Below are 20,061 nucleotides of genomic sequence, written 5' to 3'. Positions count from 1 at the left end.
GAGGTGACCTGGAACACACTGATTTCCGCAGCCAGCGGAGCCGGCCCGGCGCTCACGACCGACACGAAGGGGTGTCGGTGTCCACCCGGCCATCTCGACCAGCAGCACTCCCGGTGCGACACCTCTCACCCCAGGCAGGGTGGTGCACCATGACGTATCAACTGGATCCCGCGGAACGCCGTGCGCGGCCGGTTCCTTCACCGTCGCGACGCCCCACGGAAGCACCCCATTTCGGCACCCTCCCCCTCGGCGACCCGACCGGAGGTGCCGACGGCATCCGCTGGCGCGAGCAGGTCGACGGCAAGCAGTTGTACCCGCGCGTGGCCATCGACCGCGACGTCTCGATCACCATGAGCGACGGGGTGATTCTGCGCGCCACCGTGATCCGCCCCGCCAACCGGTTCGGGCAGACGGTCCTCACCCCCTACCCCGCGATCGTCAACATCAACCCGTACAACCGGGCGGCCATCGACTTCATCGACCAGGCGCTGCACGCGCCCGTGCTCGGCAAGGCGCTGCACACCGCGTCGGCGTCGATCGATGCGACCGGCACCGCACTCGAGGGCCTCACCACCCTCACCCAGACGCTGTCGGGCGGCGTCTTCGACGTCTTCGGCATCAACCGCAATCTCGTACGCAGCGGCTACGTCCAGGTGGTCGTCGACGTCCGCGGTACCGGTGCGAGCCACGGCAAGTGGCAGATTCTCGGCCCGCGCGAGCAGGAGGATTCGGTCGAGATCATCGACTGGGTCAGTGAGCAGGAATGGTGCGACGGTACCGTCGGCCTGGCCGGCTGGTCGTACTCGGCGATCAACTCGCTGCAGGCCGCCGACAAGCGCCCGCCGCAACTGAAAGCCGTGTTCGCCGTGGAGGGTTGCGACGACATCGTGCGCGACATCTACATCACCGGCGGCATGCCGTCGGCGTTCATCCCCGTATGGCTGTCGGCGGTGAACATGCTCAAATGGGTTCCCAACCCCGCCAACATCATTCGGGACATCGCCAGGGGTCACGCACTGAAATGGGCCGTCGACCGGGTGAAGTCGCCGGCCACCGAGATCCCCTCGCTCCTCTGGGGTTTCCTCACCGCCCGCGATCCACGCATCTTCGACGACCCGTACTTCGACGAGCGCGACCCGATCGTCGACCGTATCGAGGCTCCCACGTTCACCGTCGGCGCCTGGCACGATCTGTTCGGACGCAGCGCAACCGGCGTATACGAGCGGTTGAACATGGAACCCGGCCGCAAGCAGATGATCGTCGGCGACGGTTATCACCTCGACGTCGGTTCGGGGTATGGCGGCAAGTTCGCGCCGCCGCGTCTTGACGTCCTCGAACGCGCCTGGTTCGACCGCTGGCTCAAGGGACACCGCAACGGCATCGAGTTCTACGGGCCGGTCACCATGCTGCAGCAGGGCGGTGCCTGGACCGCCGGACAGAACTTCCCGCGCCCGGGCGTCGCGCCGAAGCGGCTGTACCTGACGCCCGACACGTCGTCGACCGCAGACCACGCCGTACACGACGGAACGTTGGGTTCGACTCCCGCACAGGGTGTCTCGTCCCTCCACGTCCGACCAGACACCCGCGGACTCCGATCCCGCGACATGACCCAGGTGACCGCCGGCGCCACCATGATCCTCGGCGCCGACTACGCGAAGGACGCCCGTTTCCAGGAGCGTGGTGCGCTGTCCTTCACCACCGCCCCGGTGCTCGAGGCCACCCCGATCAGCGGCGCGATGAACCTGCGACTCAACGTGGCCACCACCGCCCACGAGGCGATCTGGGCGGTGACCGTGAACGACGTCGCGCCCGACGGCACGTCGACGGTGCTCACCAACGGCGCCCTCTCGGCGTCGAATCGCGCACTGGACCGCAGCAAGTCGACCTACGCGGCCGACGGCAGCCTGCTCTCGGCGCACCACTACCTGTCCCGCAAGCGCAAGCTGCCCGTGCCCGCCGACGAGCCGGTCCGCATCGACGTCGACCTGGTCCCGACCGATGCGGTGCTGCAGCCGGGGCACCGCCTACGCGTCGACGTCTACGCGGCAAGCCTGCCCCGCTACCTCACCGTGGTGCCCGACCTGATCAAGGCGCGAGGTCGCAGGCAGCGCCTGGTCCTCGACCCCGATCATCCGAGTTACCTCACGTTGCTCGCGGGCGAGGGATTGTGCCCCGACACGTCCGAGGCGGCAAGGGTCTAGCCGGCCACCGCCCCAACCAGCACTTTGGGACGATTCTTTTCGATCGTCCCGTTGACACCGTCGCACCGCCGACCTAGGTTCTCAAAGGACAGCCCGTCACCCAGAACCTCCGATCGGAGTGCACGTCCGATGACCACCGCACGGGTCGCCACGACGACGCCGCAGGCGCCCCCGAGCACCGCACCGACCTCCCTCGCGCCGACGATCCCCTCGCGCCACCCGGACGGTCCGTGCAAGATCCCGATCGGCCTGCGTCTCGTCGCGCCCATGCTGGGCCTGCGCAAACCCGACCGCGAACTGTTCCATCATCTCGGTGAACTCCTCACGGTCGGTGACGAACCGGCGGATCGTCTGGTCGAGTGGATGCACACGGCCGGGATGGCGCAGGCACGCCCGCTGTTCGAGCGAGCGTTGGTCAAAGGGATCGACTCGATCGACGACGCACCGGTGCCGCTGCGCGAGTTCTTCGTCGAGGTGGAGGCCGTTCCCGACTGGGTCGACCGGGACCTGATCGAGAAGGGCGCGCGCGTGATGCGCAGCGGTGGCGCCGACGGCCTGTACGTCGCACGTGACGTCGCCCTGCTGGGCGGCTACCAATTCGCCGGCTTCAACCAGACCCTGCTGCGCACCGGCGCCCTCGAAAAGGGTTCCAACACAAGGTTTGCCGAGACCACGCAGTGGGCGACCGACGTCATCACCGAGAACGGTCTGCTACCACAGGGAGTCGGTTACCAGTCGACGCTGCGCGTCCGCCTGATCCATGCGATGGTCCGACGCCACGTAGCCGCGCTCCCCGACTGGGATGCCGACGCCTGGGGACTGCCCATCAACCAGACGGACATGGCTGCGACACTCGTCGGAGCGCTTGTGTCGCCGAGTCTCGGCGTGGTCATGATGGGACTCGTCAACCGCCCCAGCGAATACGACGCCGTCGCACACCTCACGCGGTACGCCGGATGGTTGCTCGGCGTCCGGGACGAGTTCCTACCCACGAGCTTTCGCGACGCGATCCGTGTGCTGCTCCAGACCTCCTACGTTCTCTCCACGCCTGACGAGACGACCAGGCAGCTCTCGGTGCCGATGGCCGACGATCCGTTGCAGTGGAACTACTCGAGGTTTCCGAAGGTGCGTCGCAAGATCGCACGCGCACAGCACCTCTCGGTGACGAGCGGGTTCCTGGGTCCGGCCGCGATGCGCACGCTCGGACTGCCGTTCGTCCCACCGTGGTATCCGGTCATCCGGTTCCCGGTGAACATCATCCGATCGATTCAGGCGCAACGCCCGGGCGGACGCGAACGCGCGGCGATCCGCGGCGCCGCCGAACAGCGCGAGTTCATGAGGATCATGACCGGCGGCGAGGCCACGATCGGGCACTCGGCGAGGAAGATCACCGGGCACTGAAGTCGGCCGGCCCTGGAGATGTTGTCAGCCGATCCCGGAATCGGCGAGCACCACGCGGAACACGAACGCCGCCTCCGGTCCGAGGACGAGGCCCACGAGCTCGATGAACGTGAGCACGAAGCCGCGTCCGTGACCCGGCCCCTTGGAGTCGTCGAGGTGGTGGGCCAGCTCGTGGAGCACCACGAGTTCTCGGAGCGCCCACCGGCCCTCCGCCGACGACGGGATCGCGATCTCCGCGCTGAGCAACCTGTCGTCGGCGGCGGTCGTCGACCGGGCGTAGTGCGCCGAACTCTGGCCGCGTCGCTCACGCACCGACACCGGCTCGGATGCGCGCGGGAACCGCGACCGCACACTCGGCAGCTCCAGCACCCGTCCCACGTAGTCGCGCACCGCGTCGATCGAGGCGAACCGGGCCTCGGCGGGCAGCGTGAGTTCGGTCCCGGCCAGCTGCACGGTGCGCGAGGAGGACGCGGTGTCGAAGAGCCGGAAGACGAGACGCTCGGCGTCGTAGTACCGGGCACGCCCGGTGTCACGCGGACTCACGGCATCACCAATGATGATGGGGGTCCGCTGTAGCCGATGGGAGTCTTGATGCGCCGTCCCGACCTGCACGCGTTCGGCGAACGTGTGCTGCGACTGCCCGGCGCGACGCTGAGCCTGCGCATCCTCATCGACATCGCGCGCGGTGACATCACCGACCGTGCGATGACCCTCGCCGCGCAGGCCTTCACCTCGATCCTGCCCATCGTCATCCTGCTGCTCACGCTCCCGGGCAGCGACTTCGTCGACGACGCCCTGAGCGGACTCGGCATCCCGGTCAGCAAGCTCGACCACAACTCGGTGGACAACCCACAGTCGTTCGCCACCTTCGGGATCATCGGCGCACTCATGACCATCGCCGGCGCCACCTCCCTGTCACGTGCTCTCGGCCGAATGTATGTCGCGATCTGGGGCGTCACCAAACTGCCGTGGCGAGCCTTCTGGCGCTGGCTGATAGTGCTGTTCCTCATCCCGGCCGCGGTCACCGCGCAGGGGCTGTCGACCGGCCTGCACGCCGAGACGCTGTTCGGCATCTACCTCGGCGGCAGCGGACTCCTCGGGATCGTGCTGGTCTTTCTCGTGACCGTCACGATCTGGTCGGCCGCCTTCACCGCGATTCCCCGACTGCTGGTGTCCACCCAGGTCCCGCTGCGGCTCCTCGTGTTGAACGGGGTGGTCACGGGCCTGCTGATCACCGCACTGCTGGCGGGCAGCCGGATCGCGCTGCCCACGCTGGCGTCGGGAACCATCCGCTATTTCGGCACGCTCGGCATCGTGTTCGTCGCGATCAGCTGGCTGTTCGTGTTCGCCGCGATCCTGGTGGTCACGGCCATCGTCGTGCACGGTGTCGCCACCGACCCCGGACGTGTCGGCAGCCGGGTTCGGCGGTGGGCGGGGACCCCGACCCCGTTCACCCCGTCCCCGTCGGTCGCCTGGTACGACCGGCCTGACTGAGCACAGCGACTGACCGCGCCTCAGGCCTCGAGAGTGCCTCGGGCACCGCCGAATTCACGGTCGGCGCCGATCTTGGCCCGACGCCCCGCCCGGTCCCCCGCCTTGCGGGCGGCCTCCGAGTAACCGGCCGACGCACTCGACGCCCGCCACGTACCGCGAGCGGTGGACTCGGTCTTGTAGAAGTCGGTGACCTCGAGTTCCTTGTTGCGCAGCGCGAGCGCGGTCGAGCGTTCCGGTTCACCCGAGCGCCGTTCGGCGGCGAGTGCGTCCTCGCGGGCGGCGTCGCGGGCCTCGGCGAGACGTTTGCCGATGCGTTCGGCGAAGGCCGACTGGAAGTTGAGTCGGGCGGTGATCGGCGAGAGCGGCTTCTCCTCGATCACGCGTCGGGCCCGCCAGCCGCTGCCCCTGGTGACGACCCGGGCGAAGGTCTCGCCCTTGTACGCCCCCGACCGCAGGTAGGCATCGCTGGCGGCGACCATCTGGATGATCAGCGACGTGTAGAGCGCCTCGCAGGCGTCGATGTCGGCTTCGTATCCGTAGGCGAGGACGAAGGTCGAGTTGCTCGCGACGTCGACCGTCACGTCGTTGGCCATGGTGATCGCCACGAACAGCTGCACGTAGGTCCGCAGGCCGCGCTTGCCCGGCTCGCCGATCTTGATCTGCCGCGAGATCGGGGTGACCTTCTTCCGGGCGGCCGGATCGTGCGCGCGGGCGACGGCGAGATCGATCGACGACGCCGTCGCGAGGCGTTGTGCGGCCTGCATGAACGTCTCGGCCTCATGCTCGTTGTCGGTGTTCTCCGCCTGTCGCAGGAGGGCGGAGATCCGGGTGAGCAGCTTGTCGTCGCGCATGTAGTTCAGACTATCGGCGCGCCCGATCGGTTCCATCGGACTGTAAACGCGCCGGGAAGTCCAGGTCGGAGCACGTCAGCTGCCCGGCGCCCAGCGGGCGATGTCGTCGTCGTTCACGATCCGCTCCTGGGCGCCACGCTGGGTTGTCCGGAGGTTGTTTCCGAACGGATCACGGAGGGCGCAGTCGATGCCGTAGGGCTGTTCCTCGGGGTCCTGGGTGAACTCGACACCCTTCGCGACGAGGGCGGCGTGCGTGCCGCGGCAGTCGTCGGTCGAGAGGATCGTGACCGGCATTGCGCCCTGCGTAACCAGGTCGCGGATCTTGACCACGGCGTCGTCGGAAAGCGATGGCCGCCCGGGCTTCTCGAGCAGGATGAGGCGGCCCGGTTGTCCGGGCGGCGCGACCGTCAGCCACCGCATGAACCCCAGGTCGAAGTCGGTGTCCACGGCGAACCCGAGCTTGCCGACGTAGAAGTCGAGCGCGACGTCCTGGTCGAGGACGTAGATGGAGTGGATGTCGATGCCGGTGATCATGTGCCCGACGATACGACCGCCGCGTCGGCCGGCGCTTCTCCGAAATTGCTCGACACCGGGAGCGAATCAAGCGGGTCGAATCCAGGCGGGTTCACCGGTCTCGTCCAGCGCCGCACGAAGCATCCCGGCACGGGTACCGGGGAAACGCGCCGGCGGTATGCGGTCGGACTGCAGCCGATGATCGCGGTGAAGGTCCGACCGAAGGTGCCCAGGCTCTCGTAACCGACGCTACGTGCGATGTCGGTCACCGGTGTCGTCGTGGTGCGCAGCGCGGCGCAGGCACGTTCGACGCGGCGTCGTTGCAGGTAATGGCGCGGGGTCTCGCCGAAGACTGCGCGGAATCGCCGGATGAAATGCGACGAGGACATGTGGGCGACGCGGGCGAGCGACGCGGTGTCCAGCGGTTCGGCGTACGACCGGTCGATCAGATCCCGGGCGCGCAGGAGTCGGCGATTCTCGTCCTCGCGCGGGGTGAACACGTCACCCAGTGTGACTCGCCGTCAGTGCTTCTCGCAGGCGATGCCGTCCTTGTCGCGGTCGCTCTTGGTGTTGGCGTCGTAGAGGTCCTGGTCGACGGTGAAGTTCGTAACCGGCGTGCCGGAGGTCGAGTCGACGGCGCCGGGCTCGCCGACGCCGTGCGGGTAGTCAGCGTTGAGTGCCGCGCAGTTGGCGTAGTCGGTCGCCGCCGATGCAGGTGCCGCCACCATCAGCGGCGCGAACGCCATCGACGCCGCAGCGACAAAACCCACAACCGTCTTCCGCGAACCACTCATCGTCGAACCTTCTCTTCCACCGATGTGACCAGGTGAAACTACCCCGGCGAGGATGCCGCACCGGCATCGAGCACCGAGATTGGTCCACCCGATGGACAGTGCCTGCCCCTACAACCCGAAGCGCGCCTGCATCCCGCGCAACGTGTCCGCCGACGCGAGTAGCCCCGCCTCTTCGTCCGGCGACAGCGGCACCTCCAGCCGCGTCTGGGCGCCCCCGCGGTCGACGACGGTCGGCAGCGACAGGCACACGTCGTCGAGTCCGGGGAATCCGGAGGCGACCGTCGAGACCGGGAGCACCCGGTGTTCGTCGTTCAGCACTGCTTCGACGATGCGGGTGGCGGCGAGACCGATGGCGTAGTTCGTGGCTCCCTTCCCCTCGATGATCGCGTAGGCGGCGTGCACGACCTCGTGCCGGATACGTTCCCGCGCAAGGGCATCCATCTCCGGGCGCCCCGGGAGCGGTTTCCACGACGTCAGCGGCACCCCGCCGATCGTCGCCGACGACCACAGCGGGATCTCGCTGTCGCCGTGTTCACCGACGACATACGAGTGCACGCTCTGCACCGCGACCCCGCAGTGTTGTGCGACGAGGAACCGAAGCCGCGACGAGTCGAGCACGGTTCCCGACCCGAACAGCTGATTCGACGGCAGGCCGGTGATCCTCTGTGCCGCATGGGTGACGACGTCGACCGGATTGGTCACCATGAGGTAGATCGCGTACGGCGCGACCTCGAGCACTCTCGGCAGAATGGTGCGCGTCAAACCGATTGTGGCCTCGGCCAATTCGAGTCTCGACTGGCCCGGCTTCTGCTTGGCGCCGGCGGTGAACACGACGACGTCGGCGTCGGCGCACACCGAGACGTCGTCGGACCCGATGATGTCGGCGCGTGGCACGAACTCCAGCCCGTGGGAGAGGTCGAGCACCTCGGCGGTGACCTTGGCGGCCTTGATGTCCAGCAATGCCACCGTGCGGGCGACCCCGCGGATCAGCGCCGAGTACGCGATCGCGGTGCCAACCGCGCCCGCCCCGATGATGGCCAGTTTCGTGGGTCGTCCGTCCATCGGATCACCGTCCGCCTCGGTTCGATTCGCACCTGCCCGTTGCCTGTCAGCGCCCAGCCTAAGACCTCCGGGCATCCCTCGCCCGCCGATGCGCGGGCGGGATGGCGGTCCTCGATGTCCGTATTGCTAACCTCACCGATGAAAGCGGTCGCACCTGCACAGGCGGGTGCCAGGGAACCTGGTGCGAATCCAGGACTGGCGCGCAGCGGTATGGGGGACGGACCCGACATCAGGCCACTGGGGCAACCCGGGAAGGCGTCGGGTTCGAACGAACCCGAGTCCGAATACCTGCCGTTCTCGTCGAGTCCACCCGGCGTCTCGCGCACAGATGCCCAGACCAAAGGCAGTTCCACACGTGTCCCGTCCTCCCGACGGCACGACGACGCTCGCCACCGCCATGTCGGTACGGCGACTGCCGTCGTTGCCTCTTGCCCTGATCCTTCTCGCGCTCACCCTGGTGAGCATCGCGATCGCCACGGCTTTCGGTGCCGAGACCATCCCCATCGGCGACGTCTGGCGAACCGTCGCGGGCCGTCTGCGCGGCGATGAGCTCGACGCCGCTCACTCGGTGATCATCTGGGATCTCCGTTTGCCGCGTTCGGTTCTCGCGGCCTTCGTCGGCGCCGGCCTGGCCCTCGCCGGCGCCGTCATGCAGGCCCTCGTCCGCAACCCGCTCGCCGAGCCGTACCTGTTGGGGGTGTCGGCCGGGGCGGCGGTGGGTGCGACCGCTGTGATCACACTCGGTTCCTTTGCCGCACTCGGCGTCTGGGCGTTGTCCGGCGGCGCCCTGATCGGCGCCCTCGCAGCCTCGGTCACCGTGTACGCGGTCGCCCGGGCGCAGGGCGGACTGACCGCCCTGCGTCTGATCCTCTCGGGGGTGGTCCTGTCCTCGGCATTCATGGCGCTGTCCTCACTACTGGTGTTCACCGCCGCGGACCCACATGCCGCCGACAACGTGATGTTCTGGATGCTGGGCAGCGTCGCCGGCGCAACCTGGGCGAAAGTGCAGATCGCGGGGGTCGTCGTCGTGGTCACGGTGTTCGCCATGCTCGCGATCCACTCCTGGCTGGACGCCTATGCAGCCGGCACCGACACCGCGACGTCCCTCGGGGTTCCGGTGCGCGCCATGCGAAACGCGTTGTTCGCGGTCCAGGGTCTCCTGGTCGGCGTCTTGGTCGCGGTCGCGGGCGGAATCGGATTCGTGGGATTGATCGTGCCGCACGCCGCGCGCTTGCTGGTCGGCGCGACACACCGGGCGATGATCCCCGTCGCGGTCTGCGGCGGCGCGTTGTTCCTCGTCTGGGTCGATGTCATCTCACGAGTGGCCGCGTCACCCCGCGAGATGCCGCTGGGCATCGTCACCGGACTGATCGGCGCACCGATCTTCCTGTTCCTGATGGGACGCCGCCAGTACGTGTTCGGCGGTGGGTCCTGATGGGTGCCACCAGACGTTCGATGTCGTTGCGCGCGAACGCGGTCGGCTGTCGTCGAGGTGGACGGGCGATCCTGCGCGACGTCGATCTCGACGTCCCGGCCGGAACCCGGGTCGCCATCGTGGGCCCCAACGGTGCGGGTAAGACCACGTTGCTCCGAACCCTGTGCGGCCTCGAGCAACCGACAGACGGGCGTATCCGGTTGGGCGACGACGATCTCGGTCGACTTCCGGCGCGGCGTCGTGCGCTGTCGATCGCCGTGGTCGGCCAGGATGAACACCCGTCGGCCGAACTCACGGTCGCAGAAGCGGTGGGCCTGGGGCGCACGCCGTACCGATCTGCCTGGGCCACCCGCAATTCCGACGACGACGCGATCATCCGGTCGGCCCTGGAGCAGGTGGGACTGGGCGGCTGGGAACACCGCTCGTGCACGCACTTGTCCGGCGGTGAGCGCCACCGGGTCGTCCTCGCACGCGCGATCGCCCAGCGGACCCCGATTCTCGTGCTCGACGAGCCGACGAATCACCTCGATGCGGCCTGGCGACTGCGGCTGATGCAGATCCTCGACGACCTCGAGGCGACGGTCATCGCCGCGATGCACGACCTCGACCTCGTCCTCCGCCACTTCGACGCCGTCGCCGTCGTCTCCGACGGCGGAATCACCGCGCACGGCCCGCCGGTCGAGGTGCTGACCCCCGATCTGCTGGCGTCGGTCTTCGACGTGTCCGGCACCGTCGTGCCACATCCCGAGACCGGTCTCCCGCATCTACTGCTCGACTCCCCCACCTCACCTGCACCGCAGGTCTTCACCACCAAGGAAAACCGATGAGACACACCATCACCCGATACGCCACACTCGCTCTCGTCCTGGGCATCGCAGCGGGCTGCGGCACCGAATCCGACGCGGTCGCAACCGACAGCGTCACCGTCACCAACTGCGGTGCCGAGGTCACCTTCGATCAGCCTCTCGACCGGCTGTTCGTCAACGACGGCGGGATGATCGCGATCGCGCTGGCAGCCGGCGCACGCGACAAGATGGTCGCGGTCAGCTCGCTCGCCCGTGACAAGGACGTCCTCCGACTCGAATTCGGCGCGCAGGTGGACACGTTGAACGAGGTCGCCACCGAGCAGCCGACGCTCGAGAACATCGTCGGGGCCAAGCCTCAGGTTCTCTATGCCGGCTACAACTACGGCATGAGCGAGTCCCGCGGGATCACTCCCGAGATCCTGGCCTCCCACGGGATCGACGTCTACCAGCTGTCCGAGGCCTGCCGTCAGGTCGACGGAGAAGCACAGCGCGGCACGATGGATCCCTGGGTCGCGCTCGACACCGACCTCCGCAACATCGGCACCATCACCGGTGATCCCGAGCAGGGCGCGGCGGTCGCCGACGACATCTCCGATCGCCTCGGAAAGCTCCGTGCTGCACCGCAACCGGCAACAAAGCCGACCGTCTTCGTGTTCGACAGCGTCTCCGACACGATCTTCTCGTCGGGCTCGTTCGGTGGCCCACAGGGCATCATCGACGCCGCCGGTGCACGCAACGCGACCGAAGACGTCCAGGACACCTGGACCGCGGTCAGCTGGGAGCGGATCACCACCGCCGACCCGGATCTGATCGTGTTCGTCGACTACCCCGGGCAGTCGGTTGAGCAGAAGATCGACGCACTGCGCGCCAACCCGGCCAGCCGCAACCTCAAGGCCGTGCGCGAGAACCGCTTCGTGAACCTTCCGTATGCGATGTGGGTGTCGAGTCCGCTCAACATCGATGCGGCGGAGACGCTGCGGTCGGTCCTCGAGGCACACGACCTCGCGCCTGCATCAGGGATCAGGCCCACCCTCGATGTCCGACAGCTGGGCCTCGCCGGTAACGACTGGCTGAACTGAGCCACCCTCGACGCCTGGTCAGCGGACGGTGATGGCCTGCCCGGCGACCATGAACACGACCTCGTCGGCGAGTTCGGCGATCGCCGCGTTGAGACGGCCGAGTTCGTCGCGGAACATCCGTCCCGACGCGGTCGCCGGGACGACGCCGCTGCCGACCTCGTTGCTCACCGCGACGACCGGCACGGCGCAGCTCCGCCAGGCGTCGAGCAGGTCCTCGACATCCGCCCTCACTGCATCGAGTTCGCTGTTCCCCCAGGCATCGTGGTGGTCGAGCCGCGAGGCGAGCCAGGTGCCGAGACAGTCGACGAGGACCGGCCGGCGCGCCGAGCGAAGTACTCCGGCGACGTCGGTGTCCTCGACCGTCGTCCACGACGCAGGGCGACGGTCGCGATGGACTTCGACGCGCCGGTCCCAGTCGGGATCTCCGGTTCGCGGACCGCCCGCGGCTACGTAGACGACGTCGTCGATACCGGCCAGAACGCCTTCGGCGTACCGCGACTTCCCCGACCTCGCGCCGCCGGTGACGAACACCCGACGCTGCGCAGGTCTGCCCATGTCGAGGACCTCCCCGTCTCGTCCCGGTCGCGCGCCCAGCTCCTGAAGCCGCCTACGCAGTTTGCCGATCGGCGGATTGTGGTGTCCCAGATGCACAGCGACAACATCGGTGGCGCCGGTGATCGCGCCGACCCCGCGCATCCCCTCGACCATCGTCCCGAAACCACTCAACCCGAGATGACCGTCGGACAGATCTTCCCTGTCGCCGAAGGTCTCTTCGAGGAAGACCGCGTCGAACCCGGCGTCTGCCACCCCCTCGTACCAATCAGACCGCCACACACCGGTGTCCGTCGCCCACAGCAGTCTCGTGCCGTCGGGGCCGGTGACGTCGTACAGCACGGCGTCACCGTCGCGAAAGACCTTGTGCTGCGCGGGAAGAATTCGCACGTCGTAGCTGCCCACATGCAACGATTCATCCGCGACGACCGGCCTGAACCGCACCTCGGCATCGGGACCGACCCACGGCCGACAGACGTCGAGCGCGTCGGCCGGTCCGATCAGTTCCAGGTCACCGGCCCCCTCGACCCAGGACCGGAACAACAACGTTTGCGGCGCGAGATGATCGGCGTGCGCATGGGTGATGAGGACATGCCGCACATCGGCGAGCGAAACACCTCGACGCACTGCCGCACCGGGAGCGTCGGGCCCGAAATCGAGCATCAGCGCGTCGTCGACGAGCGCCGCCGTCTGGGTACGGAAGTCGCGCAGGCGCCGCGCGTCGGAACAGGAGTCGCAGCGGCAGAACGCATTCGGCCAACCGTCGGCGGCCCCGGTGCCGAGCAGCGTGACCTTCAACGTTCGCCGGGTCCCGGATCTCGCACGGGCAGCACGGCCGGGCCGTCACGGCGGTCGAGCACCTCGACCTTCGCGGCGTAGACGTCCCGCAGCCGTTCTGCGGTGAGCACTTCGGCGGGCGGACCGTCGGCGACGATACGTCCCCGGTCGAGCAGTACGAGGCGTTGCCCGTACTGTGCCGCCGACGTCAGGTCGTGCATCGCGGCGATCACGGTCAGCTCACTGGCACGCCGCATGGAGTCGACCAGGTCGAGGACCTGCTGCTGGTGTCCGATGTCGAGGGCGCTGGTCGGCTCGTCGAGGAGCAGCACACGTGGTTGCTGCGCCAGTGCCCGTGCGAGCACCACCCGCTGCAGCTCACCACCCGACAGCGCCGACGCGGAACGGTTCGCGAACTCCTCGAGGTCGAGCCGCTCGATGACGTCGTCGACCACCTCACGGTCCGATCGGGTCTCGCTGCCGAACCGGGCGATGTGCGGGGTGCGGCCGAGGCCGATGAGCTCGCGCACCGACGTACCTTCCGGGACGATCGGCCGCTGCGGCATCAGCGCCACGGCACGAGCGATCTCGCGGCGGCGCGCACGTCCCGGATCGACCCCCGCGACGTCGATCTGTCCGGTCGAGGCCACCAACCCGGCGAGAGCGTGCAACAGCGTCGTCTTACCCGAACCGTTGGGACCGACGAGGGAGACCCAGGTACCGGAACCGATCTCGAGGTCGACGTCGTGGAGGACCTCCACTCCCCCGCGGGACGCGCAGACACTGCGGCAGGTGATCGAGGCGGTCATCGGACGCTCCGTCCGCTGCGTCGGAGGACGACGAGGAAGAAGGGTGCGCCGATGGCCGCGGTGACCACGCCGATCGGCAGCTCCGAGGGCGACATCGCGGTCCGTGCCACCACGTCCGCGAGAACGAGGAAGGCCGCACCCACCAGGAGCGACAACGGCAACAGCAGCCGATGACCCGGTCCGACGAGGAGCCGCACGGCATGCGGGATGACGATGCCGACGAAGCCGATCAGCCCGCTCACCGACACCACCGCCGCGGTGCCCAGGGTCGCGATACAGACCAGGAGCAGGCGGACCCGTTCGGGTCTGATCCCCAGACTCGACGCCTCGATGTCGCCGACCGCCATGACGTCGAGAGTGCGCCCGAACAGGACGATGACGGCGACGCAGGCGAGCACGTACGGCAGCACGGTGACGACCTCGGACCAGCCGTCGGTGGCCAGGCGGCCGAGCATCCAGTTGTAGACCTGGCGCAGCGTGTCGTCGTGCTGCTGCATGAGGAAGGTCTGGATGGCATTGGCGAACGCGGCGACCGCGACACCGGCGAGGATGATGACCACCTCGGTGCGGCCGCCGCCGACGGTTCGGCCCAGGGCATACGTCGCCGCCACTGCCACGATGCCGCCGAGAAACGCTACGGGCGGCAGGCCGATCGTGCCCGCCGCGCCGCCCAGGACGATCGCCACGGTCGCCCCGAGACCTGCGCCGCTGGACACACCGAGGAGATACGGATCGGCGAGCGGATTGCGGAAGACGCCTTGGTAGGCGGCGCCGGCAACGGCGAGCATCGCACCGACCAGCGCGCCCAGGGCCACCCGCGGCATCCGCACCTCCCAGAGGATCGTCTGCTGGCGAGGGGTCAGACCCGACTCGATGTCGACGAACGGGATCCGGTCGAGGAGGTCGAGCAGCACGCCCTTCGGGGTCAGCCCGGCCGGGCCGACGAGGACTGCGAGCAGGCATGCGCCCAGCAGAACTGCGACGGCCCCGCAGATGACACCGACCTGACGGCTCACCATCTCAGTTCGTGGGCCGTCCGTCGACGCCGGATACGATCCGGGCGACGTCGCGGACCAGGTCGACGACGCGTGGACCCCAGCGGCTCGCGACGTCCTCGTCGAGGACGTGGACCTGACCGTTCACGGCCGCCCGCAGATCCCCCCAGCCGGCACGCGCGGCGACCTTCTCCGGCGTGACCCCACAGCACTGGGAGTCGGCGAGGAAGATCACCTCGGGGTCGCGCTCGAGGATGTACTCGGACGACAGCTGCGGGTAACCGTTCTGACCGGTCGCGATCGACCGCAGGCCGAGCAGCCCGTAGATCTGGCCGAGGTAGGTGTCGTCGGTGACCGTGTAGTAGGTGTCGTCGAGCTCGTGGAAGTAGGTCAGCGGCACCTCGCGCAGCGGAACAGTGCGGACGATCTTCTCGATCTCGTCCCGCATCGAGGTGACGAGTTCATCGGCCTCCCGAGCGTGGCCGGTGGCACCGCCGACCTGCTGGATCTGCGCGTAGGTCTCGTCGAGGGTCTTCGCGGCCGGGATCTGCAACACCTTCACGCCCACCCGGTCGAGGCCGGCGACGATGTCGTTGTTGTCGTCGGTGAGGACGACGAGGTCGGGGTCGTAGGCGAGGATCGCCTCGAGGTTCGGGGTGTAGCCCGACAGCGTGGTCCGCGGTGCCTCGGCCGGGTAGTCGGACTGGTCGTCGACGGCCACCACCTGGTCCCCGGCACCGACGGCGAAGAGCATCTCGGTGGTCGTGGGACTGAGCGACACGATCGCCGACGGGGTGGCCGACGCAGCGGTCTCATCGCCACGGCCACCATCGGCGTCGCAGCCGACGACAACCAGCAGCAGCATCGACACCAACGCCGCAACCAGCGCACCACGACGCCGGGTTCCGCTACGGATTCTCACCACGAGCCCACTGACCTCCGAAGAACTTGGCTGAGACAGAGCACGAGGGGCCCGGCATCGACTGCCAGGCCCCTCGTGGGTGTCTCTAGTTACGCGCGAGCGCCAGGATCAGGCCTGGGGAGCTTCGGCGAAGTTGCGGCTGACCTGCGGGTCGACCGGGATGCCCGGGCCCGACGTGGTGGAGACGGTGACCTTCTTGATGTAGCGGCCCTTGGCTGCCGACGGCTTCGCACGCATGATCTCGTCGTACGCGGCGCCGTAGTTCTCGGCCAGCTTGGCCGGGTCGAACGAAGCCTTGCCGATGACGAAATGCAGGTTGGCTGCCTTGTCGACGCGGAAGTTGATCTTGCCGCCCTTGATGTCGTTGACGGCCTTGGTGACGTCGGTGGTCACGGTGCCCGTCTTCGGGTTCGGCATCAGGCCGCGCGGTCCGAGGACACGCGCGATGCGGCCGACCTTGGCCATCTGATCCGGGGTGGCGATCGCGGCGTCGAAGTCCAGCCAACCGCCCTGGATGCGCTCGATCAGGTCCTCGGCGCCGACCTCGTCGGCACCGGCGGCGGTGGCCTCGGCGGCCTTGTCGCCGGCGGCGAACACGATCACGCGGGCGGCCTTACCCGTGCCGTGCGGCAGGTTGACGGTGCCTCGAACCATCTGGTCTGCCTTACGGGGGTCGACGCCCAGCCGGATCGCAACCTCAACGGTCGCGTCGGTGTTCTTCGACGAGGTTTCTTTCGCCAGCTCCACAGCCTCCAGCGGGCTGTACAGCTTGGACTTGTCGACCTTCTCGGCCGCGGCCGCGTAGGCCTTGCTCTTCTTGCTCATTGCTCTGTTCCTTCTCCGCACTGAATCGGCGGGGTGTGTGGTTCGGGCCGAGCCGGCCCTCCCACGAGATGACTGGTTGGGTCTAGCCCTCGACCGTGATGCCCATGGACCGAGCAGTACCGGCGATGATCTTCGCGGCCTGGTCGATGTCGTTGGCGTTCAGGTCTTCGGCCTTGGTCTTGGCGATCTCACGGACCTGGTCCATGCTGACCTTGCCGACCTTCTTGGTGTGGGGCTCGCCGGAGCCCTTCTGCAGGCCTGCGGCCTTGAGCAGGAGCTTCGCTGCCGGCGGGGTCTTCAACTTGAAGTCGAAGGAACGATCTTCGTACACGAAGATCTCCACCGGGATGACGTTGCCGCGCTGCGACTCGGTCGCCGCGTTATACGCCTTGCAGAACTCCATGATGTTCACGCCGTGCTGACCGAGCGCCGGACCCACGGGCGGGGCCGGGTTGGCCGCGCCTGCCTGGATCTGGAGCTTGATGATCCCGGCGAGCTTCTTCTTCTTGGGAGGCATCTTTTTGTCCTTGCTTGTTTCCTTGCGAATTCACGCCCGCTGGAGACGTGAAAGTCTGTGTTTTCCGGCTTTCGCCGACTGTCTTCGCTCCTCGGTTTCCGAGCGAAGCGCTCCTCTCGTTCCCTGAGGTGCGAGCGAAGCGAGCCTCGAAGGGTCAGATCTTCTCGACCTGGTTGAACCCGAGCTCGACCGGCGTCTCGCGACCGAAGATCGACACGAGCACCTTGACCTTGCGCTGCTCGGCGTTGACCTCGCTGATCGACGCGGGCAGCGTCGCGAACGGGCCGTCCATGACGGTGACCGATTCGCCGACCTCGAAGTCGACCTCGATGACGTTCGACGCGGCGGCAGCTGCGGCCTCGACGCCCTCGGCGGCCGATCCACCCTTGGCGGGCTTCTTGGCCTCGGCGCGCGGCATGAGGAACTGCAGCACCTCGTTGAGCGACAACGGCGACGGCTTGCTGGTCATTCCGACGAACCCGGTGACACCCGGGGTGTTGCGCACGGCGCCCCACGACTCGTCGTTGAGTTCCATGCGAACCAGGATGTAGCCCGGCAGCACCTTGCGGTTGACCTTCTTGGGCTGGCCGTTCTTGATCTCGGTGACCTCTTCGGTCGGAACCTCGACCTGGAAGATGTAGTCGCCGACATCGAGGTTCTGCACGCGGGTCTCGAGATTGGCCTTGACCTTGTTCTCGTAGCCGGCGTAGCTGTGGATCACGTACCAGTCGCCGGGTGCGCGACGCAGCTGCTTGCGCAGCTCCTCGACCGGATCGACCTCCTCCTCGGGGGCCTCTTCGGCGGCGGTCTCGTCGGCGCCCTCGGAGTCGACGTCGGTCGCGGGAGCCTCGTCGCCCTCGGCAGCCGCCTCGACGTCGGTGTCACCGGCCTCGTCGACTGCAGCCTCGTCGACCTCGTCGGTGACGGCCGCATCGACGTCGGTGTCAGCCACGTCGACGGCGTCGGTCGATGCGAGTTCGTTCTCCGGGGTGCTCACTGCAGCCCACGCTCCTTATGGTTCATCTCCGGTCGGCTCCCGCTCGCCCGGCCACCCACCGCGTGGGTCAGCCGAACAACCAGAGGACGCCCTTGGCAAAGGCCAGGTCGAGGCCGGAGATGAACGCGGTCATCACGATGACAAACACGAGCACGACGATCGTGTACGTGATCATCTCGCGCCGCGTCGGCCAGATGACCTTCTTCAGCTCGGCGACGACCTGCGTGAGAAACAGCCAGATCCGAACGAACGGATTCCGGCTCTCCTCAGCAGAGGCCTTTTTCTTCTTCTTGCGTTCCTTGACAGCCACTGCCGACCCCGTGGCGGAGTCGGTGTCTCCGTCGGTTCCGGTTGCACCGGTTGACGAGCGACGTCCACGAGCCGAGCGCTTGCCGGACGGACGCAGCTCCTTGGCGGTTCCGGTCGACGTCTCGTCGTCCGCACCGCCGGTGGCCTCGTCGCGACCGTCGAGCTCAGCCGCAGCCGAATCGGCCGCAGAACCCTCAGCGGCTTCTTTGGCGCGGGCAGCCCGGTCTCGCTTGCTCAACTTCGCGGTCCTCTCGTCAACGTGTGCCCTTCACCAGGGCAGGGGCGACAGGACTTGAACCTGCAACCTGCGGTTTTGGAGACCGCTGCTCTGCCAATTGAGCTACGCCCCTTTGCGGCTTCCCCACCGGAGCGGTTCCGCTGCCATCTCATCGAATCCCGGTCTCACGACCGGTGCCGCCGTTTCACCGCCGACAAAACCAACGCGCCACCCTATGGGTAGCGCGCAAGCCTGAATCAATCAGACACTTCAGTGTAGATCACTGGGGCTGTGGACCCAAAACGCGCTCCACGTGCTCCCTCGACGACCGTACACGCCGCGCGTCCGGCGACGCCCCGGGATGGGTTTCCCGGTTGCCGGAACGCCCCGCGCGAACGCACGGCGTCGTCCTCCGACCTGCGAAAACATCGCAGACATCACGGTAGAGTTCCCTTGTCGTGTCCGGATCGGCACGGCACGAGTGGCCCGCGTCCGACCCCCGAGACGGAAGCACGGTGCTGACATGCCCCTGCGCCTGACGATCGCCGACGACGACGTCCTGCTCCGGGAAGGCCTCGCAAGTCTGCTGACGTCTGCGGGCATCGAGGTAGTCGGGCAGGCGGGCGACGCCGACGGGTTGCTCGCGCTGGTGGCCGAACACCGGCCCGATATCGCAGTCGTCGACATCCGCATGCCCCCGACCCACACCGCCGAGGGCCTCGACGCCGCACTGCGCATCCGACGCGAATACCCCGACGCCGCGATCCTGCTGCTCTCCGCGCACGTCGACGTCGACCACGCCCTCGAACTGCTCGACGGCGGCCAAGGCGTCGGCTACCTGCTGAAGAGCCGCGTCACCGACGTCGCCGAGTTCGTCGAGACCGTGCAGCGGATCGCCGGCGGCGCCTCGGTGATGGACCCCGCTCTGGTGCAGGAACTCGTCGCCGCGCGGCGTCGCAACGACCCACGGCAGCGCTGAGGTCGATCAGGTCGGCGAACTCCTCCTCGTCGTGGGTGGACACCAGCACCACCGCGGGCACCGGATCGAGTCCCGAATCGTGGAGTGCCTCGACGACGGCGAAGCCGTTCTCCTCGCCCAGGTCGATGTCGACGAGCGCGACGTCGGGCCGGGTCGATCGCGATTCGCGGACCGCGTCGTCGAGCGTCGAGGCCGTCCCCACCACCGTGATCCCCCCGGCCTCGAGCGTTCCGCGCAGCGAAGCCCGGAAGTCGGCACTGTCGTCGACTATCAGGCAGCGCAGGCGGGTGGGTTCCATACTGATCAGCGTGTCAGAAGCAGCAGCGCGAGGCATTCCCGCTAGCTGGAAGAACGACCGCGGCCCACTGCGGGACCGGGTTGTCGCGGTGGTGCTCCGGCCGACGTCGCCGCGCTGGCAATGGGGCGTGGCGACTGCGCTCGTGCTGATTGCCGTCGAGGTCGTCGTGGTGTAGCTGCTTAGGGAGGTCTTCCCGGAGAACGCCTTCGGTGCCGTCTTCCTGTTTGG

The 20,061-nt window shown here is 67.9% G+C and carries 22 protein-coding genes, 1 tRNA gene, 1 pseudogene and 1 riboswitch; of the genes and pseudogenes, 8 read left to right on the top strand and 16 right to left on the bottom strand.

Annotated elements, in window-relative coordinates:
* Window positions 1-149: 149 nt before the first annotated feature.
* Window positions 150-2,201, top strand: coding sequence for a CocE/NonD family hydrolase (locus RVF83_RS10700; RefSeq protein ID WP_005199654.1), 2,052 nt, complete (start codon window positions 150-152; stop codon window positions 2,199-2,201).
* A 129-nt stretch (window positions 2,202-2,330) separates the two neighbouring features.
* Window positions 2,331-3,602, top strand: coding sequence for an oxygenase MpaB family protein (locus RVF83_RS10695; protein ID WP_005199653.1), 1,272 nt, complete (start codon window positions 2,331-2,333; stop codon window positions 3,600-3,602).
* A 24-nt stretch (window positions 3,603-3,626) separates the two neighbouring features.
* Here the strand turns inward: RVF83_RS10695 and RVF83_RS10690 are convergent, their stop codons facing one another.
* A complete protein-coding gene (locus tag RVF83_RS10690; RefSeq protein WP_005199652.1) occupies window positions 3,627-4,145 on the bottom strand; it encodes a TIGR04338 family metallohydrolase in 519 nt (172 codons plus the stop codon).
* Between the two features lie 48 nt (window positions 4,146-4,193).
* Between RVF83_RS10690 and RVF83_RS10685 the strand changes: the two genes are divergently transcribed.
* Window positions 4,194-5,096 (top strand): YhjD/YihY/BrkB family envelope integrity protein, encoded by a 903-nt coding sequence (locus tag RVF83_RS10685; RefSeq protein WP_005199651.1) that lies wholly within the window; start codon window positions 4,194-4,196, stop codon window positions 5,094-5,096.
* 20 nt (window positions 5,097-5,116) lie between these two features.
* On the opposite strand, the gene RVF83_RS10680 is transcribed toward RVF83_RS10685, so the two are convergent.
* From RVF83_RS10680 to RVF83_RS10660, 5 genes are all read right to left on the bottom strand, one after another.
* On the bottom strand, window positions 5,117-5,947 hold the full coding sequence (locus RVF83_RS10680; protein ID WP_039880838.1) for a DUF2786 domain-containing protein: 831 nt from the start codon (window positions 5,945-5,947) through the stop codon (window positions 5,117-5,119).
* Window positions 5,948-6,022: 75 nt separating this feature from the next.
* On the bottom strand, window positions 6,023-6,481 hold the full coding sequence (locus RVF83_RS10675) for a VOC family protein (RefSeq protein WP_005199649.1): 459 nt from the start codon (window positions 6,479-6,481) through the stop codon (window positions 6,023-6,025).
* Window positions 6,478-6,960 carry a helix-turn-helix domain-containing protein gene (locus tag RVF83_RS10670; RefSeq protein ID WP_005199648.1) on the bottom strand — a complete coding sequence of 161 codons (483 nt, stop codon included), beginning with the start codon at window positions 6,958-6,960 and terminating at the stop codon, window positions 6,478-6,480. The genes RVF83_RS10675 and RVF83_RS10670 overlap by 4 nt, the downstream gene beginning before the upstream one ends.
* A 21-nt stretch (window positions 6,961-6,981) precedes the next feature.
* Window positions 6,982-7,254, bottom strand: coding sequence for an excalibur calcium-binding domain-containing protein (locus RVF83_RS10665; protein ID WP_005199647.1), 273 nt, complete (start codon window positions 7,252-7,254; stop codon window positions 6,982-6,984).
* A gap of 108 nt (window positions 7,255-7,362) precedes the next feature.
* The gene (locus tag RVF83_RS10660) at window positions 7,363-8,316 is read right to left on the bottom strand and encodes an L-lactate dehydrogenase (protein ID WP_005199646.1); all 954 of its coding nucleotides are present in this window, start codon (window positions 8,314-8,316) and stop codon (window positions 7,363-7,365) included.
* A 128-nt stretch (window positions 8,317-8,444) separates the two neighbouring features.
* Window positions 8,445-8,626, top strand: a riboswitch (cobalamin riboswitch).
* 87 nt (window positions 8,627-8,713) lie between these two features.
* Here RVF83_RS10660 and RVF83_RS10655 point away from each other — a divergent pair.
* From RVF83_RS10655 to RVF83_RS10645, 3 genes are read left to right on the top strand one after another with little or no spacing between them, the layout of a single operon-like run.
* On the top strand, window positions 8,714-9,751 hold the full coding sequence (locus tag RVF83_RS10655) for a FecCD family ABC transporter permease (RefSeq protein ID WP_051989327.1): 1,038 nt from the start codon (window positions 8,714-8,716) through the stop codon (window positions 9,749-9,751).
* On the top strand, window positions 9,751-10,578 hold the full coding sequence (locus RVF83_RS10650; protein ID WP_005199644.1) for an ABC transporter ATP-binding protein: 828 nt from the start codon (window positions 9,751-9,753) through the stop codon (window positions 10,576-10,578). The genes RVF83_RS10655 and RVF83_RS10650 overlap by 1 nt, the downstream gene beginning before the upstream one ends.
* The gene (locus tag RVF83_RS10645) at window positions 10,575-11,636 is read left to right on the top strand and encodes an ABC transporter substrate-binding protein (RefSeq protein WP_005199643.1); all 1,062 of its coding nucleotides are present in this window, start codon (window positions 10,575-10,577) and stop codon (window positions 11,634-11,636) included. The genes RVF83_RS10650 and RVF83_RS10645 overlap by 4 nt, the downstream gene beginning before the upstream one ends.
* Before the next feature lie 18 nt (window positions 11,637-11,654).
* On the opposite strand, the gene RVF83_RS10640 is transcribed toward RVF83_RS10645, so the two are convergent.
* The 9 genes from RVF83_RS10640 to RVF83_RS10600 all read right to left on the bottom strand — a co-directional run bounded on the left by RVF83_RS10640 (window position 11,655) and on the right by RVF83_RS10600 (window position 18,689).
* On the bottom strand, window positions 11,655-12,986 hold the full coding sequence (locus RVF83_RS10640) for a bifunctional adenosylcobinamide kinase/adenosylcobinamide-phosphate guanylyltransferase (RefSeq protein ID WP_005199642.1): 1,332 nt from the start codon (window positions 12,984-12,986) through the stop codon (window positions 11,655-11,657).
* Window positions 12,983-13,774: an ABC transporter ATP-binding protein gene (locus RVF83_RS10635; protein ID WP_005199641.1), complete on the bottom strand. Its 792-nt coding sequence runs from the start codon at window positions 13,772-13,774 to the stop codon at window positions 12,983-12,985. Before RVF83_RS10635 ends, RVF83_RS10640 begins: the two co-directional genes overlap by 4 nt.
* On the bottom strand, window positions 13,771-14,793 hold the full coding sequence (locus tag RVF83_RS10630) for a FecCD family ABC transporter permease (protein WP_005199640.1): 1,023 nt from the start codon (window positions 14,791-14,793) through the stop codon (window positions 13,771-13,773). The genes RVF83_RS10635 and RVF83_RS10630 overlap by 4 nt, the downstream gene beginning before the upstream one ends.
* A 1-nt stretch (window position 14,794) precedes the next feature.
* Complete coding sequence (locus RVF83_RS10625; protein WP_039880816.1) at window positions 14,795-15,694, bottom strand: ABC transporter substrate-binding protein; 900 nt, start codon at window positions 15,692-15,694, stop codon at window positions 14,795-14,797.
* A gap of 105 nt (window positions 15,695-15,799) precedes the next feature.
* Entirely contained in the window at window positions 15,800-16,516 is a 717-nt protein-coding gene (gene rplA / locus RVF83_RS10620; RefSeq protein ID WP_005199638.1) for a 50S ribosomal protein L1, read from the bottom strand.
* An 82-nt stretch (window positions 16,517-16,598) separates the two neighbouring features.
* Window positions 16,599-17,033, bottom strand: coding sequence for a 50S ribosomal protein L11 (rplK, locus tag RVF83_RS10615; RefSeq protein ID WP_005199637.1), 435 nt, complete (start codon window positions 17,031-17,033; stop codon window positions 16,599-16,601).
* Between the two features lie 154 nt (window positions 17,034-17,187).
* Window positions 17,188-18,030, bottom strand: a complete 843-nt coding sequence (gene nusG, locus RVF83_RS10610; RefSeq protein ID WP_005199636.1) for a transcription termination/antitermination protein NusG — start codon at window positions 18,028-18,030, stop codon at window positions 17,188-17,190.
* 67 nt (window positions 18,031-18,097) lie between these two features.
* Window positions 18,098-18,577, bottom strand: coding sequence for a preprotein translocase subunit SecE (gene secE / locus RVF83_RS10605; RefSeq protein WP_005199635.1), 480 nt, complete (start codon window positions 18,575-18,577; stop codon window positions 18,098-18,100).
* A 39-nt stretch (window positions 18,578-18,616) separates the two neighbouring features.
* A tRNA-Trp gene (locus RVF83_RS10600) sits at window positions 18,617-18,689 on the bottom strand.
* A gap of 390 nt (window positions 18,690-19,079) precedes the next feature.
* Here RVF83_RS10600 and RVF83_RS10595 point away from each other — a divergent pair.
* Window positions 19,080-19,535, top strand: coding sequence for a response regulator (locus RVF83_RS10595; protein WP_005199634.1), 456 nt, complete (start codon window positions 19,080-19,082; stop codon window positions 19,533-19,535).
* 73 nt (window positions 19,536-19,608) lie between these two features.
* Here the strand turns inward: RVF83_RS10595 and RVF83_RS10590 are convergent.
* Window positions 19,609-19,833: pseudogene (locus RVF83_RS10590) on the bottom strand (response regulator transcription factor); the annotation flags it as partial.
* Window positions 19,834-19,843: 10 nt separating this feature from the next.
* Here RVF83_RS10590 and RVF83_RS10585 point away from each other — a divergent pair.
* Window positions 19,844-20,008 carry a hypothetical protein gene (locus tag RVF83_RS10585; RefSeq protein WP_168432573.1) on the top strand — a complete coding sequence of 55 codons (165 nt, stop codon included), beginning with the start codon at window positions 19,844-19,846 and terminating at the stop codon, window positions 20,006-20,008.
* The last annotated feature ends 53 nt before the right edge of the window (window positions 20,009-20,061 follow it).

Origin of the sequence: Gordonia rubripertincta, from assembly GCF_038024875.1 — a bacterium.
GTDB lineage: Bacteria > Actinomycetota > Actinomycetes > Mycobacteriales > Mycobacteriaceae > Gordonia > Gordonia rubripertincta.
Note: the sequence above shows the minus strand (reverse complement) of the source record. Positions and strands in the feature narration are given on the sequence as shown.

Coding starts and splice junctions, on each gene's coding strand:
- RVF83_RS10700 (WP_005199654.1), top strand. CDS start 150: ATGACGTATCAACTGGATCCCGCGGAACGCCGTGCGCGGCCGGTTCCT.
- RVF83_RS10695 (WP_005199653.1), top strand. CDS start 2,331: ATGACCACCGCACGGGTCGCCACGACGACGCCGCAGGCGCCCCCGAGC.
- RVF83_RS10685 (WP_005199651.1), top strand. CDS start 4,194: ATGCGCCGTCCCGACCTGCACGCGTTCGGCGAACGTGTGCTGCGACTG.
- RVF83_RS10680 (WP_039880838.1), bottom strand. CDS start 5,947: ATGCGCGACGACAAGCTGCTCACCCGGATCTCCGCCCTCCTGCGACAG.
- RVF83_RS10675 (WP_005199649.1), bottom strand. CDS start 6,481: ATGATCACCGGCATCGACATCCACTCCATCTACGTCCTCGACCAGGAC.
- RVF83_RS10665 (WP_005199647.1), bottom strand. CDS start 7,254: ATGAGTGGTTCGCGGAAGACGGTTGTGGGTTTTGTCGCTGCGGCGTCG.
- RVF83_RS10660 (WP_005199646.1), bottom strand. CDS start 8,316: ATGGACGGACGACCCACGAAACTGGCCATCATCGGGGCGGGCGCGGTT.
- RVF83_RS10655 (WP_051989327.1), top strand. CDS start 8,714: ATGTCGGTACGGCGACTGCCGTCGTTGCCTCTTGCCCTGATCCTTCTC.
- RVF83_RS10650 (WP_005199644.1), top strand. CDS start 9,751: ATGGGTGCCACCAGACGTTCGATGTCGTTGCGCGCGAACGCGGTCGGC.
- RVF83_RS10645 (WP_005199643.1), top strand. CDS start 10,575: ATGAGACACACCATCACCCGATACGCCACACTCGCTCTCGTCCTGGGC.
- RVF83_RS10635 (WP_005199641.1), bottom strand. CDS start 13,774: ATGACCGCCTCGATCACCTGCCGCAGTGTCTGCGCGTCCCGCGGGGGA.
- RVF83_RS10630 (WP_005199640.1), bottom strand. CDS start 14,793: ATGGTGAGCCGTCAGGTCGGTGTCATCTGCGGGGCCGTCGCAGTTCTG.
- rplA (WP_005199638.1), bottom strand. CDS start 16,516: ATGAGCAAGAAGAGCAAGGCCTACGCGGCCGCGGCCGAGAAGGTCGAC.
- rplK (WP_005199637.1), bottom strand. CDS start 17,033: ATGCCTCCCAAGAAGAAGAAGCTCGCCGGGATCATCAAGCTCCAGATC.
- RVF83_RS10595 (WP_005199634.1), top strand. CDS start 19,080: ATGCCCCTGCGCCTGACGATCGCCGACGACGACGTCCTGCTCCGGGAA.